Source organism: Streptomyces purpurogeneiscleroticus (assembly GCF_020024005.1).
GTDB classification, from domain to species: domain Bacteria; phylum Actinomycetota; class Actinomycetes; order Streptomycetales; family Streptomycetaceae; genus Streptomyces; species Streptomyces purpurogeneiscleroticus.
The window spans coordinates 20,225-34,997 of sequence record NZ_NHSG01000087.1 but is presented as its reverse complement, the minus strand read 5'-3'; the positions used below and the strand labels follow the sequence as shown (position 1 = coordinate 34,997).

Below are 14,773 nucleotides of genomic sequence, written 5' to 3'. Positions count from 1 at the left end.
CCCCTCGTCCTGCTGGCCGCGACCACCGCCATCGCGCTGGCGCTGCTGCTGCTGGCCGGGACCGGGGTGCTCATCCGGCATCCGGTGCTCATCCCGCCGCTCGCGGCCAGCGCCGCGCTGATCGCCGGCGCCCCGGCGCTGCCGCTCGCGCAGCCGCGCAGCGTCATCGGCGGCCATCTGCTGGGGGCAACGGCCGGCTTCCTCGTGGTGGCCGTCGCGGGGCCGGGCGTCTGGAGCGCGGCCGCGGCCGGCGCGCTGGCCTTCGGCGCGACGTCCCTGGCCCGCGCGCCGCACGCGCCGGGCGTCGCCACGTCCGTGATCGTCGGCTTCCAGGGGCCCGACCCGCTGCGGTTCCTGCCGCTGCTGGTGGCGGCCACCGTGATCCTGACCACGGTGGGCCTGTGCCTGCACCGGCTGAGCGGCCGCCGGTATCCGCTGTACTGGTGGTGACGCGCACCTCGGCGTACGGGGTGCCTGTCGGCATGCGTGCGCTCCCCGTTACCCAGTGACGTGAACGTCACATGAAGCGCGGGCGCCGGATCCCCGAGCGTCCGGTGGCCGGCGCGTCACGCCGCGCGCCCGCGTGATCCCTGTGCAGAGATCGGCGGCGCCCGTTGTGGTCATGTTCACGCACAGTCCATCCCCGGTGCGAAACATCCCCGGTGAGGGGCGGTCGGCCCGCCCCGACACCACCGCGTTCGCACTCGGGGAGTCCGCGCATGTCCCGCACTCGGTCCGCCGCCACCCTCGACCGCCGTACCTTCCTCGCCGCCACGGGAGTGGCCGGTGCCGCCGCCGGGGCCGGGCTGACCCTCGGACTGAGTGGCCGGACGGCCACCGCCGTGCCACCCCAGGCCGGGCCTCCGCCCTTCGCGCCGCAGCCGGTCGACCCGCCGGCCGTGCCGCCCGTACCGTTCCGCCGCGGCACCACCCTCGACTCCGTCGCCGCCCCGCGCGGCACCACCGGCTACCGCCGCCTCGGCGACGGCCCCGCCTGGTCCCGCGTCGTCCGCACCGAACTGGCCGCCGCCCGCTCCGGCCGGGACGAGCGGCGCACCACGCTCGCGTCCTTCGCGCAATTCACCGACCTGCACCTGGTCGACGTGCAGAGCCCGCTGCGGTACGAGTACCTGCGCGCGCAGACCGCGAGCGCCTGGCGCCCGCAGGAGGCGCTGTCCGTGGCCGGCATGGTCTCGCTCATCGAGCGGGTCAACGCGCTCAAGGGCGGCCCGGCCACCGGCTCCCCGCTCGGCTTCGTGATGACCACCGGCGACAACACCGACAACAACTCCAAGATCGAGCTGGAGTGGTTCCTCGGCGCGATGAGCGGCGGCCGCATCGTCCCCAACACCGGCGACCCGCGGGGCTACGAAGGCGTGCAGGACAGCGGCCTGAAGCTGTACTGGCAGCCGGACAGCGACCTGCGGGACGCCGACAAGCAGCTGGGCTTCCCGAAGCTGCCCGGCTTCCTGGACGCCGCGCTGCGCACCGTGCACAGCCCCGGGCTGGACCTCCCCTGGTACACCACGGTCGGCAACCACGACCAGCTGCCCGGCGGCTGCTACGCGCCCGGCGACTCGTACTGGACGGAGATCGCGACCGGCGGCCGCAAGCTGGAGACGCTCCCGGCGGACCAGGCGAAGCAGGTCTGGAGCGCCGTGAAGAAGGGCCTGGACCCCACCGGCGCCGACTTCAAGGCGCTGATGCAGGCCAATCGCCGGCACACCCGGCAGGTGACGCCGGACCCGCGCCGGGCGCCCTTCACCCGCGCCGAGTACGTCCGCGCCCACCTCGACCCCGCCTACACCGGCGCAGGCCCGCACGGCCACGGCTTCACCGAGGCCAACGTCCACGACGACCAGCTGTACTACAGCTTCCAGGTCTCCGACGACGTGATCGGCATCAGCCTGGACACCACCGACCCCGGCGGCCACTACACCGGCTCCGTCGGCACCGGCCAGCTGCGCTGGCTGGAGCGGCAGTTGAAGGAACACAAGGACTCCTACGTCCTGATCTTCAGTCACCACACCAGCAAGACCATGGACAACACCCGGCCGGACCCGGCCCGGCCCGACGAGGGCCGCCACGGGGGCGACGAACTCGTACGGCTGCTGTCCGGCCACCGCAACGTTCTGGCCTGGATCAACGGCCACAGCCACAAGAACGACATCACCGCGCACGACGGCTTCTGGGAGATCTCCACCGCCTCCCACATCGACTTCCCGCAGCTCGCGCGCATCATCGAGGTCGTGGACAACCACGACGGGACGCTCTCGCTCTTCACCACTCTCGTGGAGTCCGCTGCCCCGCACCGCACGGACTTCGCCGACCTGTCGCAGACCGGCCTGGCCTCGCTCTACCGCGAGCTGTCCGCCAATCAGCCGCAGGGCCGTACGGACCTGGCGGGCGAGCCGGGCGACCGCAACACCGAACTCCTGGTGAAACGTGGCTGATTGACGCTCAACCGCGGCCCGCCCGGCAACTCCGGGCCGGGCCGCGCGGTCCCTTCCCCCGACCGCAGTCAGCAGCGGGCGCCGCGCGCGCCGCAGCGAGGGGGAACGACGATGAGAGCACGGAGCGCACTGGCGGGGGCCCTGGCCGCCGCTCTCGCAGGAACGGTACTGCTCACCGCGCCCGCGGCCACCGCCGCCGGACCGGCGAACGACGGCCACGCCCGCACCAGGGCCGCCATGGAGGCCCAGGTCGCCAAGGGCGTCCCCGGCATGATCGGCCGGGTCACCGAGGGGCGCCGGGTCTGGAAGGCCACCGTCGGCGTCGGCAATCTCGACACCGGCGCACCGCGCGGCACCGGCGACGCCTTCCGCGTCGGCAGCATCACCAAGACCTTCGTGGCCACGGTCCTGCTCCAGCTGGAGGCGGAGGGCCGGCTCGGCCTGGACGACACGGTCGAGGAGTGGCTGCCGGGCGTCGTCCGGGGGCACGGCCACGACGGCCGCCGCGTCACACTGCGGCAGCTGCTCAACCACACCAGCGGCATCCGCGAGGTCTTCGAGGAGAGGGAGTTCCACGACAAGGTGACCGGGCCGGGCTTCCTGAAGCACCGTTACGACACCTGGACGCCCCGGCAGCTCGTACGCCTGGCCATGAACGGCAAACCCACCTTCGAGCCGGGCACGTCCTGGAGCTACTCCAACACCAACTACGTGCTCGCCGGAATGGTCATCGAGAAGGCCACCGGCAGGCCGTACGGAAAGGAGGTCGAGCGCCGCATCCTGAAGCCGCTCGGACTGCACCGCACCGTCGTGCCCGGCACGGACCCCGGTATACCCGGGCCGCACGGCATCGGATACTCCAAGCTGCTGGTGGAGAAGCCGGGGCCGGAGGTGTACGACGCGACCGAGCTCAATCCGTCGCTCGCCGGCGCGGCCGGCGAGATGATCTCCACGGCCGGGGACCTCAACCGCTTCTACGCGGCGGTACTGCGCGGCAAGCTCTTCCCGCAGCGGCAGTTGAAGGAGATGCTCACCACGGTCCCGGTCGGTAAGGAAGCGCCGCAGATCCGGTACGGGCTGGGCCTGATGACCCAGGAACTGTCCTGCGGGGTCCGGCTGTACGGCCACGGCGGCGGCATCCACGGCTCGTCCTCCGAGGCGGTCAGCACCCGGGACGGCCGGCACACCGCGGCGTTCAACTCCAACGCGGACTGGACCGGCGAAAGCGGTCCTGTGGTCGAGGCGGAGTTCTGCGGCTGACCTCGCGCCCGCGGGGGCGGGCCCCGGTGGCCCGCCCCTTTCGCGTCGCGCTTACTTCGGCAGCACCGCCACATACGCGCTCGGTTCCCGGTCCGCCGCCGCCATCAGCGCCGTCCGCACCACCACCGCCTGCTGCTCGGGCGCCTCGCGCAGCTTCTTCGCCGTCACCTGCACGACCGTGATGCCCAGCCGCTCCAGCCGCTCACGGGTGCGGGTGTGCTCCGGCCACAGCGTCTGGTCGGCGTACTTCGGGGACCGCGCGTCGATCGTCAGCGCCACCGCCTGCACCGGCCAGAACGCGTCCACCCCGCCGAGATACGGGCCGCCCGGCAGCCGCAGGTCCACGTTCCACACCGGGTCCGGCAGCCGGTACTCGCGCACCAGCTTGTACAGCAGTCCCTCGGCGAGCGCCCGGCCCTCCGCCAGCAGCCCGTCCACCGCGTCCATCACCTGCGGCCTGCCCAGCAGCCGCGCCCGGCTCAGCTCGCGCACCACGGCCGTCGGGTCGCAGTGCCCGCCGCGCACCGCCTCGGACAGCAGCCGGCGGATCGCCGTCGGCCCGCCGACCGCCTCCAGCGCGGTCATCTCCGCTTCCCCGAGCCCCGCCCTGGCGGTCTGCGGGCCGGTCAGCCGCGCCACCGCGTCGGCCAGCGCTCTGGGGACCGGGGCCACCGGAAGGCCGGTGACCTCGACCGCGGGCGGCGGGTTCTGGGCCCGTACGACCTGCGCGAAGCCCGCCGAGCGCAGCCGCCGCGAGCGCGGCAGGAGCACCTCGATGCGGTCCAGGGAGAGCAGCGGGGGAGCGGAGGAGAAGCGGTGCAGGGCGAGCGCCGCCAGCCCGGTGATCATCGCCTCGGGTTCGTAGCGGTCGGCGCCGTCGCCCTGGACCGGCACGGCCGGTTCGCCGTCCGGACCGGTGGCGGCCGCCGGCGTGCGCCGGGCCGCGTACAGCAGGACGGCGTGCAGCCGCTCCTCGCTGGTGGGCGGGCCGGGGTGGAGCAGGTGGACGCCCGGCAGGATCTGCTGCCAGGGGCCGCCGGGCCGGCAGCGCTCGGCGAGGTCGGACGGCGCGATGCCGTGCTCGCGCAGCTGCCGTGCGGTGAGGACGCGGTGCCGTACATCGGCGAGGTGGTGGAGCGGGCGGGGCGAGAGTGGGGTGTTGTGGTTCATGCCCCCGCCATTCCCGCGCCCGCGCCGCCCCCTAACCGCTGTTACCGTTCCGTCGACGTTTCCGCACAACCACGGCCTAAAGTACGGGCGTTCGACGGCCGATAAGTGCTGGTCCTACCGAGGGTTACGGCTTCGCGCCGACCTTTGCGTCACAAGCCTGTGCCCGCAGCGCCCGGGCGAGATCGTCCCGCGCCTCCGACACCAGCCGGCGCAGCGCGGGCGGCGCGTCCGGATGTCCGATGAGCCAGGCGTCGGCCGCGTCCAGCGTCTCCTGGCTGCTCTGCAGCGCCGGGAAGAGGCCGCGGACCACGGCCATCCCGATCTCGATCGACCGCTCGTTCCACACCTGCCCGATCGCGTCGAAGTACTTCGGCGCGTACGGAGCGAGCAGGTCGCGCTGCCCGGCCTGGTCGAAGCCCGAGATCGTGGCCTCCACCAGGGCGTTGGAGAGCGCGTCGGACTCCACCACGTTGGCCCAGGCGCGTGCCTTGACCTCGGCGGAGGGGCGGGCGGCCAGGCAGCGGACGTGGTGCCGCTTGCCGGACGCGGTGTCGTCGCGGGCCAGTTCGGCGTCGATCCGCTGCGCGTCGGCCACGCCGTGCGAGGCCAGCGGCTCCAGGAACGCCCAGCGCAGCTCCTGGTCCACCGCCAGCCCGTCGATCTTCGCGGTGCCGTCCAGCAGTCCGCTCAGCAGCTGGAGGTCGGCCTCGGTGGAGGCGACGGTGGCGAAGAAGCGGGCCCAGGTGAGCTGGTGGCCGCTGCCGGGCTCGGCGACGCGCAGCTCGTGCAGGGCGCCCTGGGCCAGCTGCTGCGCGCCGAGCCGCCGCCACTCGGGCGCCGCGTAGTGGTGCAGCGCGGTACGGGCCTGGGCGTGCAGCGTCTGCAGCACGCCGACGTCGGACTCCCGCCCGGCGAACCGCAGCACGATGTCGAGGTAGTCGCGGGCCGGCATCAGCCCGTCGCGGGTCAGGCCCCACAGCGCGGACCAGCACAGGGCGCGCGCCATCGGGTCGGCGATCTCGCCGAGGTGGCCGCGCAGGGTGGCCAGCGACCGCTCGTCGAAGCGGACCTTGCAGTACGTCAGGTCCTCGTCGTTGACCAGGACCAGGTCGGGGCGCTCGGCCCCGGTCAGCTCCGCGACGACCGTGCGCTGCCCGGAGACGTCCAGCTCGGCACGGGCGTACCGGACCAGCGAGCCGTCCGCGTCGGCGCGGCGGTACAGGCCGACCGCGACCCGGTGCGGCCGCAGCTCGGGCCGGGCGGGGGAGGCTTCCTGGAGGACGGCCAGCTCGGTGATGCGGTCCTGGGCGTCGTAGGTGACCTGCGGGGTGAGCGCGTTGACGCCGGCCGTCTGCAGCCAGGACCGGGACCAGGCGGCCAGGTCGCGGCCCGAGGTCTCCTCCAGCGCGCTCAGCAGGTCGGCGAGCGTGGTGTTGCCGTACTCGTGCCGCTTGAAGTACCGCCGCGCCCCGTCCAGGAAGGCATCCCGCCCCACATACGCGACGAGCTGCTTCAGCACGGACGCGCCCTTGGCGTACGTGATCCCGTCGAAGTTGAGCTTGGCGTCCTCCAGGTCGCGGATGTCGGCGGTGATCGGGTGCGTGGAGGGCAGCTGGTCGGCGCGGTACGCCCATGCCTTGCGCCCGTTGGCGAAGGTGATCCAGCCGTTGGTGAAGCGGGTCGCCTCCACCAGCGACAGCGCGCCCATGAAGTCCGCGAAGGACTCCTTGAGCCACAGGTCGTCCCACCACTCCATGGTGACCAGGTCGCCGAACCACATGTGGGCCATCTCGTGCAGGATGACGTTGGCCCGGCGCTCGTACGACGCCTGCGTCACCTTCCCCCGGAAGATGAACTCCTCGCGGAAGGTGACACAGCCCGGGTTCTCCATCGCGCCGATGTTGTACTCCGGCACGAACGCCTGGTCGTACTTCCCGAAGGGGTACGGGTAGTCGAAGTGGTCGTGGAAGAAGTCCAGGCCCTGCTTGGTGACGGTGAAGACGTCGTCGGCGTCGAAGTGCCGGGCCAGCCCCTTGCGGCAGAGCGCCCCGAGCGGCACCTCCAGCTCGGTGCCGTCCGCGAACGTACGCCGGTAGGTGTCCGAGACGTAGTGGTACGGGCCCGCGACCACGGCCGTGATGTACGTGGAGATGGGCTTGGTGCGCGCGAAGCGGTGCACGCCTCCCTCGGCGGCGCCCTCCTGGACGCCGTTGCTGAGCACCACCCACCCCTCGGGCGTGGTCACCTCGAAGTCGAACGGCGCCTTCAGATCCGGCTGTTCGAAGTTCGCGAAGACCCGGCGGGCGTCGGCCGGCTCGTACTGCGTATACAGATACACCTCGCCGTCCTCGGGGTCGACGAAGCGGTGCAGGCCCTCGCCGGTGCGGCTGTAGGCGCACTGCGCGTCCACGACGAGGACGTTCTCCGCCGCCAGGTCCGGCAGGGCGATCCGGGCGCCGTCGAAGACGGCCGCGGGGTCCAGCTCACGGCCGTTGAGGGTGACCGAGGTGACCGACGGCGCGACCAGGTCCGCGAAGGAGCCGGCGCCCGGCTCCGCGCAGCGGAAGCGGAGGGTCGTGCGGGAGCGGAACGTCCGGGAGGCGTCTCCCTGCTCCACGGCGGACCGCAGGTCCAGCGCCACTTCGTACCCGTCGACGGTCAGCAACCGGGCCCGTTCGCGGGCCTCGTCTCGGGACAGGTTTTCACCGGGCACGACGCGACTCCCTCGTCTGTGTCTCGAATATCGAACACTGGGAATCATGGCACGGTACGCCGCGGTTGAACCGGCTACCGACCCGCTCGTAGAGGAGACCTTCGTGTCCGACACCGGCAAGACCCCGGCAGACTTCTGGTTCGACCCGCTGTGCCCCTGGGCGTGGCTGACCTCCCGCTGGATGCTCGAAGTGGAGAAGGTCCGGCCGGTGGAGGTCCGCTGGCACGTGATGAGCCTGGCCGTGCTCAACGAGGACAAGCTCGACGATCTGCCCGAGCAGTACCAGGAAATGATGCGGACCGAGGCGTGGGCGCCGGTCCGGGTCTGCATCGCGGCCGAGGAGAAGTACGGCAGCGAGGTCCTGGCCCCGCTCTACACCGCGCTCGGCACCCGCTTCCACAACCAGGGCCTGCCGCGCACCCGCGAGACGATCCTCGCGGCGCTGGAGGAGGCGGGGCTGCCCGCCGAGCTGGCGGACGCCGCCGACACCGACGCGCACGACGAGCGGCTGCGCGCCTCGCACAAGGAGGGCATCGACCTGGTCGGCCAGGAGGTCGGCACGCCGGTCATCGCCGTGCCGGGCGCCGACGGCGAGCAGATCGCCTTCTTCGGCCCGGTCGTCACCCCGTCCCCCAAGGGCGAGGAGGCCGCCAAGCTCTGGGACGGCACCCTGATGGTCGCGTCCATCCCGGGCTTCTACGAAATCAAGCGCACCCGCACAGCGGCCCCGAGCTTCGACTGAGCCCCGTAAGGGGCGCGGGGAACTGCGCGACCAGCCACGACGCGCCCGCAGCCGTCATCCATACAGAACCGCCCCCGCGAGTCACGTCCTCGCGGGGGCGGTTCCTTTTATCCGCCCGCCAGGCGAACGGTGAGAAGACGATCACGAGGCGGGACGATTCACCGGTACTCCGGCGCCTACGGCGCCAGCAGCAGGTTGTTCGCGCGCTCCTTCGCGGACGCGTACCGCTTCGCGACGTCCTGCCAGTTGACGACGCGCCACATCGCCTCGATGAAGTCGACCTTCTGGTTCTTGTACTGGAGGTAGAAGGCGTGCTCCCAGGCGTCGAAGACCAGGATCGGGACCGAGCCCTGGCCGACGTTGCCCTGGTGGTCGTAGATCTGCTCGACGATGAGCCGCCCGGTGACCGGCTCGTACGCGAGCACGCCCCACCCGCTGCCCTGCGTCGTCGCCGACGCCTTGGTGAGCTGCGCCTTGAACTTCTCGAAGGAGCCGAAGCTCTCCGCGATCGCGTCGGCCAGCTCGCCCACGCCGTCCTTCTCCAGCGGCTCGCCGCCGCCGTCACCGGTCATGTTGTGCCAGTAGATGCTGTGCAGGATGTGGCCGGAGAGGTGGAAGGCCAGGTTCTTCTCCAGGCCGTTGATCGCGCCCCACTGGTCCTTGTCGCGGGCCTCGGCGAGCTGCTCCAGCGTGTCGTTGGCGCCCTTCACATAGGCCGCGTGGTGCTTGTCGTGGTGCAGCTCGATGATCTCGGGGCTGATGACGGGCGCCAGCGCCGAGTAGTCGTAGGGGAGTTCAGGAAGTGTGTAGGTCGCCATGCGCGCCGAGCCTCCAAGCTGCTCAAAAGCAGTAGTTGCAAGTAAGTTGCAAGAGCAGGCTAACAGCAGGAAGGCGAGCGAGTCGGGCAAGGGGCGGGGTCCTGGACCCAAAGACGGAGGCGGGGCGGGTCTCCCGAAGGAGTCCCGCCCCGCCTCAGGGGGAAGCGCGCACGTCAGTCGCGGACGCGCATCTTCTGCCGTACGAGCCCGATCGCGGCCAGCACCAGCCCGAAGCCGCCGGTGAAGTACAGCTGGACGCGCTGCGCCTCGTCCCGCAGCATCAGCAGCAGCACGGCCGCGATGCCGGCCAGCGCCACCCAGGTGAGGAACGGGAACGCCCACATCCGTACGACCAGCCGCTCCGGCGCCTCCCGCTCCAGCTGCCGGCGCATCCGCAGCTGGGCCACGCAGATGAAGCCCCAGACCACCAGGACGGCCGCGCCGACCATGTTCAGCAGCCACTGGAAGACGGTGTCCGGCCACACGATGCTGAGCACCACGGTGAGGAAGCCGAAGGCCGAGCAGAGCAGCACGGCGAAGCGCGGCACGCCGCCGCTGACCTTGCTCAGGAACCTCGGGCCCTGGCCGCGGGAGGTGAGCGAGTACGCCATCCGGGACGCGCCGTAGATGTTGGCGTTCATCGCGGAGAGCAGCGCGACCAGGATGACCACGTTCATGATCTGGCCGGCCGCGGGGATCTTCAGGTAGTCCAGCACCGCGACGTACGGGCCGGCCTTGGCGATCTCCGGCGCGCTCCACGGGATGACCGTCACGATGATCGCCATCGAGCCGACGTAGAAGAGGGCGATGCGCCACATCGCGGTGCGCACCGCGCGCGCCACGCCGCGCACCGGGTCCTTGGACTCGGCGGCCGCGATGGTCACCGTCTCCAGGCCGCCGTACGCGAACACCGACGCGAGCAGGCCGACCATCAGCCCGTCCACGCCCTTGGGCAGGAAGCCGCCGTCGCCGGTGAGGTGCGCGGTGCCGGGCGCGTCCGTGCCGGGCAGCAGGCCGAAGATGGCGAGCAGGCCGAGGATCAGGAAGATGCCGATCGCGGCGACCTTGAGGGCGGCGAACCAGAACTCGAACTCACCGAAGTTGGCGACCGCGGCCAGGTTGGTGCCGCAGAAGATCACCATGAAGAGGAGGACCCACATCCACGGCTCGGTGCCGGGGAACCAGCTCACCATGATGCCGGCGGCGCCCAGCGCCTCGGCGGCGACGGCCACGCACAGCAGCGCGGTGAACATCCAGCCCGCGGTGAAGCCGGCCCAGGAGCCGATCGACCGCTCGGCGTGCACGGAGAAGGAGCCGGAGGCGGGGTTGGCCGCGGACATCTCGCCCAGCATGCGCATGATCAGCATGACCAGGCAGCCGGATATGGCGTACGCGATGACGATGGAGGGGCCGGCGGCCGCGATACCGGCGCCGGAGCCGACGAAGAGCCCGGCGCCGATCACGCCGCCGAGGGCGATCATCGAGAGGTGGCGCTGCTTGAGCCCGTTGGACAGCGGGGTGCCGCCGTCCGGTCCGGCGCCCGCGGCCTGGTCGGCCGGCCCGCGCTCGGGCGCAGTGGACGAAGGTGTCCGATTCATGGTCGTACCTGTCCCAAAATGTGAGAGCGGAGCTGAGGCGGATCCAAATAAGCCCGCTCAGTTTGGGTGGGGCGTCCGCTCAGGACAACACTCGTGCACTTGTTGTTCGATATTCAGACTGAATCGTGACCGACCGCGCTCGACGCGTGATCGACAGCGACGGAGGGTGACCGGCGTCTCACCCGCGGGCGCCGCTCACGCCGCTGCCCGGCGTCGGTCCCGCACCTCCCGCGCGCCCGCGATCAGCAGCACCAGCGCGGTCGCGCCGGCCGACCACAGCAGCTGCGGGCGGGCCGTCGCGTCGGTAAGCATCAGCACGATCACGGCCGCCATACCGGCCAGCGCCACCCAGGTCAGCCAGGGGAAGCCCCACATACGGAGGGTGAGCTTCTCGGGCGCCTCGCGTTCGATCCGGCGGCGCAGCCGCAGCTGCGAGACGGCGATCAGGCCCCAGACGAAGAGCAGTACCGCACCGACGGCATTGAGCAAGTACAGGAAGACCGAATCCGGCCACTTCAGATTGAGCAGGACCGAGAGGAAGCCGAAGGCGACCGAGGCCAGCACGGCCCGGCGCGGCACTCCACCGCCCGACACCTTCAGCAGCCCGCGCGGCGCCTCACCCCGCTCGGCCAGCGAGAACACCATCCGCGAGGAGCCGTAGAGGTTGGCATTCAGCGCGGACAGCAGCGCCACGAAGACGACCACGTTCATGATCTGGCCCGCGCCCGGCACCCCCAGCCGGTCCAGCACCGCCACGTACGGGCTCTTGCCCGGCTCGATCGAGGACCAGGGCAGCAGCGTGACGATGACCAGCATCGAGCCGACGTAGAAGAAGAGGATCCGCCAGACCGCGCTGCGCACCGCGCGGCCCACCGCGCGCGCCGGATTGTCGGACTCGGCCGCCGCGATCGTCACGACCTCCAGGCCGCCGAACGCGAACACCACGGCCAGCACTCCGGAGACCACCCCGGACCAGCCGTTGGGCAGGAAGCCGCCGTCGCCGGTGAGGTGCGCCAGGCCCACCGGATTCCCGTCGTACCCGCCGGAGGCCGGCAGCACGCCGAAGGCCGCCAGCAGCCCCAGTACGAGGAAGAGCACGATGGCGCCGACCTTGAGCGTGGCGAACCAGAACTCGAACTCGCCGAAGTTGCGGACCGCGGCGAGGTTGGCCCCCGTGAAGAACAGCATGAAGATCAGTACCCAGCCCCACTGCGGGACCGCCGGCACCCAGCCGTTGGCGATCTGCGCCGCGCCGGTCGCCTCGACGGCGAGCACGACCACGAGCATGAACCAGTACAGCCAGCCCACGCTGAACCCCGCCCAGCGGCCCAGCGCCCGCTCCGCGTGCACCGAGAACGCGCCCGAGGCGGGCATCGCCGAGGACATCTCGCCCAGCATCCGCATGATCAGCATCGCCAGCGCGCCCGCGATCAGATACGACAGCGCGATGCCCGGGCCCGCCACCTTGATGCCGGCGCCGGAGCCCACGAAGAGGCCCGCGCCGATCACGCCGCCCAGGCCCAGCATCGTCAGATGACGCTGCTTCAGTCCGCCGGACAGGGGTTCGCCGCTGTCCGCGCCACCGGTCGGGCCGGTGCCGGTGGTGGTCGGTGCGTCGTGCATGCGCTCGTACTCTCACAGGAGACGTTGGGGGGACTCCACAGTGTCTCCGGCCGGGCCGCACTAGCACAAAATGCCCGCACGGTCGGCCCGTCGGCCGTGACGAGCATCACGTGACCTGGAGAAACGGCCGATCGGCCGGTCACCGGCCTCATGTGGGAGAAGCGCGGAAGCCGCCAAGTGCGGTGTGACGCGTTTGTCGCCGTCGCACGATGATCAGTCGACCGCCGCTGGTCTAGATTCAGAGGGCTGTTCGAAGCATGCTTCGCACTGGTCCTGTTGTCTCTCACCCCGGGGAGTCCCGATGAGCCTTGCCGCCGCCTCCAGCCGCCCGGGCGCGGTCCTCGCCGACCTGCTGCCCGCCGCCACCGCTCCGCGCGCCCGCGTCCGCGACGCCGCGCTGGTGCTCGGCGGTGCGGCGCTCACCGGCGTCGCCGCCCAGATCGCCGTGCCGGTGCCGGGCTCGCCGGTGCCGGTGACCGGCCAGACCTTCGCCGCGCTGCTGGTCGGCGCCTCGCTCGGCGCGGGCCGCGGCTTCCTCTCCCTCGCGCTGTACGCGCTGGTCGGCATGGCCGGCGTGCCGTGGTTCGCCGGCGCCCAGGCCGGTGCGGGCGGCGCGTCCTTCGGGTACGTGCTCGGCATGCTGCTGGCCGCGACGGTGGTCGGTGCGCTGGCGCGGCGCGGCGGGGACCGCGGGATGCTGCGGACCGCCGGCACGATGCTGGCCGGTGAAGTCCTGATCTACGCGATCGGCGTGCCGTACCTGGCGATGGCCACCGGGATGTCGCTCGGGCAGGCCGTTGCGGCCGGGCTGGTGCCGTTCCTGATCGGGGACGCGCTGAAGGCGGTGCTCGCGATGGGCGCGCTGCCGACGGCCTGGAAGCTGGTCGGCCGCCGCGGCTGAGATCGTTCGCCTGTACGCGACGGGCCCCGCACCCCCCTTGGGGGGTGCGGGGCCCGTCGCGCTTTCAGCGTCAGCTGTCAGGCCCTCGACCGGCGGCGGTCTCGGATGATGCCCACTCCCAGGACCAGTGCGCCCACGAGTACGGACATGATCATCTGCTGGCGGCCTTCGGGGTTGTAGAACATGTAGCCGACGACGAAGAGGATCAGGGCGATCGTGGCGTACGTGAGGTACGGGTACAGCCACATGCGGACGGTCAGCCGCTCCGGGGTCTCGCGCTCGATCGTGCGGCGCATCCGCAGCTGCGAGAAGCAGATGACCAGCCACACGAAGAGCGCCACCGCGCCCGAGGAGTTCAGCAGGAACTGGAAGACGGTGTCCGGCGAGGTGTAGCTGAAGATCGTCGCGATGAAGCCGAACGCGACCGAGGCCCAGATCGCGACCGAGGGCACGCCGCCCTTGTTGAGGCGGGTGAAGGACTTCGGCGCGTCACCCCGCTCGCCGAGCGAGAAGGCCATCCGGGAGGCCGTGTAGAGGCCGGAGTTCAGGCAGGAGAGGACGGCGGTCAGCACGACCACGTCCATGACCGTGCCCGCGTACGGGATCTCCAGGGAGCGCAGCACGGCGACGTACGGGCTGGCCGCGACGCCCTTGTCGTCCCACGGCAGCAGCGTGACGATCACGGCGATCGAACCGAGGTAGAAGATCGCGATGCGCCAGATGACGCTGTTCGTGGCCTTGCGGACGGCCTGCACCGGGTTGGGGGACTCGCTGGCCGCCAGGGTGACGATCTCGCTGCCCATGAAGGAGAAGACGACCAGCAGCATGCCGGAGAGGATCGCGCCGGGCCCGTTCGGCAGGAAGCCGCCGTGGCCGGTGAGGTTGGACAGGCCCACGGCCTCGTCGCCCGGCGGCAGCCCGAAGACGGCCAGCGCGCCCGCCACGATGAAGATCACGATCGCGGCGACCTTGATGCCCGCGAACCAGAACTCGAACTCGCCGAAGGAGCCGACGGAGATCAGGTTCGTACCGGTCAGCACGATCATCACCAGCAGGGCCCAGCCCCACTGCGGGACGGCCGGGACCCAGTTGGTGAGGATCGCGGCCGCGGCGGTCGCCTCGACGGCCAGCACGACCGACCAGAAGAACCAGTACAGCCAGCCGATGGTGAAGCCCGCCCAGCGGCCCAGCGCCCGGTCCGCGTAGGCGGAGAAGGAGCCGGAGGTGGGGGAGGCCGCGGCCATCTCGCCGAGCATCCGCATCACGAGGACGACCAGCAGGCCGGTCAGCGCGTAGGAGAGGAGGATGCCGGGTCCGGCGGCCGCGATGCCGGCGCCGGAGCCCACGAAGAGGCCGGCGCCGATCACCCCGCCGATGGCGATCATCGACAGATGGCGGTTCTTGAGCCCTGCCTGCAGGCCCTCCGGCGACTGGCCGTCAGCGGGGTCGCCGGTGGCCGGCTTGGCGGTCGTGGTCGGCGGGTGCGCGCCCATGT

Annotated in this window: 11 protein-coding genes; 5 read left to right on the top strand and 6 right to left on the bottom strand. The window is 71.6% G+C overall.

What is annotated here, in order from left to right; genetic code table 11:
• The 3 genes from CCS38_RS02880 to CCS38_RS02870 all read left to right on the top strand — a co-directional run.
• The coding region (locus CCS38_RS02880) for an HPP family protein (RefSeq protein WP_308050651.1) at positions 1–450 on the top strand (450 nt) is incomplete at its 5' end.
• Between the two features lie 269 nt (positions 451–719).
• The gene (locus tag CCS38_RS02875; RefSeq protein WP_223731586.1) at positions 720–2,453 is read left to right on the top strand and encodes a TIGR03767 family metallophosphoesterase; all 1,734 of its coding nucleotides are present in this window, start codon (positions 720–722) and stop codon (positions 2,451–2,453) included.
• A 111-nt stretch (positions 2,454–2,564) separates the two neighbouring features.
• Entirely contained in the window at positions 2,565–3,713 is a 1,149-nt protein-coding gene (locus CCS38_RS02870; RefSeq protein ID WP_223731585.1) for a serine hydrolase domain-containing protein, read from the top strand.
• Positions 3,714–3,764: 51 nt separating this feature from the next.
• Here CCS38_RS02870 and CCS38_RS02865 read toward each other — a convergent pair whose 3' ends face one another.
• Together CCS38_RS02865 and pepN are read right to left on the bottom strand one after the other, a co-directional pair.
• The gene (locus CCS38_RS02865; protein ID WP_223731584.1) at positions 3,765–4,883 is read right to left on the bottom strand and encodes a hypothetical protein; all 1,119 of its coding nucleotides are present in this window, start codon (positions 4,881–4,883) and stop codon (positions 3,765–3,767) included.
• Positions 4,884–5,007: 124 nt separating this feature from the next.
• Entirely contained in the window at positions 5,008–7,596 is a 2,589-nt protein-coding gene (gene pepN, locus CCS38_RS02860; RefSeq protein ID WP_223731583.1) for an aminopeptidase N, read from the bottom strand.
• A 103-nt stretch (positions 7,597–7,699) separates the two neighbouring features.
• On the opposite strand from pepN, the gene CCS38_RS02855 reads away from it, so the two are divergent.
• Entirely contained in the window at positions 7,700–8,338 is a 639-nt protein-coding gene (locus CCS38_RS02855; RefSeq protein ID WP_030249729.1) for a mycothiol-dependent nitroreductase Rv2466c family protein, read from the top strand.
• A gap of 176 nt (positions 8,339–8,514) precedes the next feature.
• Here the strand turns inward: CCS38_RS02855 and CCS38_RS02850 are convergent, their stop codons facing one another.
• The 3 genes from CCS38_RS02850 to CCS38_RS02840 form a co-directional block, all read right to left on the bottom strand.
• On the bottom strand, positions 8,515–9,156 hold the full coding sequence (locus CCS38_RS02850) for a superoxide dismutase (RefSeq protein WP_223731582.1): 642 nt from the start codon (positions 9,154–9,156) through the stop codon (positions 8,515–8,517).
• A gap of 173 nt (positions 9,157–9,329) precedes the next feature.
• Positions 9,330–10,754 (bottom strand): amino acid permease, encoded by a 1,425-nt coding sequence (locus tag CCS38_RS02845; protein WP_223731581.1) that lies wholly within the window; start codon positions 10,752–10,754, stop codon positions 9,330–9,332.
• Positions 10,755–10,949: 195 nt separating this feature from the next.
• Positions 10,950–12,377: an amino acid permease gene (locus tag CCS38_RS02840; protein ID WP_223731580.1), complete on the bottom strand. Its 1,428-nt coding sequence runs from the start codon at positions 12,375–12,377 to the stop codon at positions 10,950–10,952.
• A gap of 301 nt (positions 12,378–12,678) precedes the next feature.
• Here CCS38_RS02840 and CCS38_RS02835 point away from each other — a divergent pair, with 301 nt between their 5' ends.
• On the top strand, positions 12,679–13,278 hold the full coding sequence (locus CCS38_RS02835; protein ID WP_223731579.1) for a biotin transporter BioY: 600 nt from the start codon (positions 12,679–12,681) through the stop codon (positions 13,276–13,278).
• A 77-nt stretch (positions 13,279–13,355) separates the two neighbouring features.
• Here CCS38_RS02835 and CCS38_RS02830 read toward each other — a convergent pair whose 3' ends face one another.
• The gene (locus CCS38_RS02830; protein ID WP_223731578.1) at positions 13,356–14,771 is read right to left on the bottom strand and encodes an amino acid permease; all 1,416 of its coding nucleotides are present in this window, start codon (positions 14,769–14,771) and stop codon (positions 13,356–13,358) included.
• Between the last annotated feature and the right edge of the window lie 2 nt (positions 14,772–14,773).

Coding starts and splice junctions, on each gene's coding strand:
- CCS38_RS02875 (WP_223731586.1), top strand. CDS start 720: ATGTCCCGCACTCGGTCCGCCGCCACCCTCGACCGCCGTACCTTCCTC.
- CCS38_RS02870 (WP_223731585.1), top strand. CDS start 2,565: ATGAGAGCACGGAGCGCACTGGCGGGGGCCCTGGCCGCCGCTCTCGCA.
- CCS38_RS02845 (WP_223731581.1), bottom strand. CDS start 10,754: ATGAATCGGACACCTTCGTCCACTGCGCCCGAGCGCGGGCCGGCCGAC.
- CCS38_RS02830 (WP_223731578.1), bottom strand. CDS start 14,771: ATGGGCGCGCACCCGCCGACCACGACCGCCAAGCCGGCCACCGGCGAC.
- CCS38_RS02865 (WP_223731584.1), bottom strand. CDS start 4,883: ATGAACCACAACACCCCACTCTCGCCCCGCCCGCTCCACCACCTCGCC.
- CCS38_RS02835 (WP_223731579.1), top strand. CDS start 12,679: ATGAGCCTTGCCGCCGCCTCCAGCCGCCCGGGCGCGGTCCTCGCCGAC.
- CCS38_RS02850 (WP_223731582.1), bottom strand. CDS start 9,156: ATGGCGACCTACACACTTCCTGAACTCCCCTACGACTACTCGGCGCTG.
- CCS38_RS02840 (WP_223731580.1), bottom strand. CDS start 12,377: ATGCACGACGCACCGACCACCACCGGCACCGGCCCGACCGGTGGCGCG.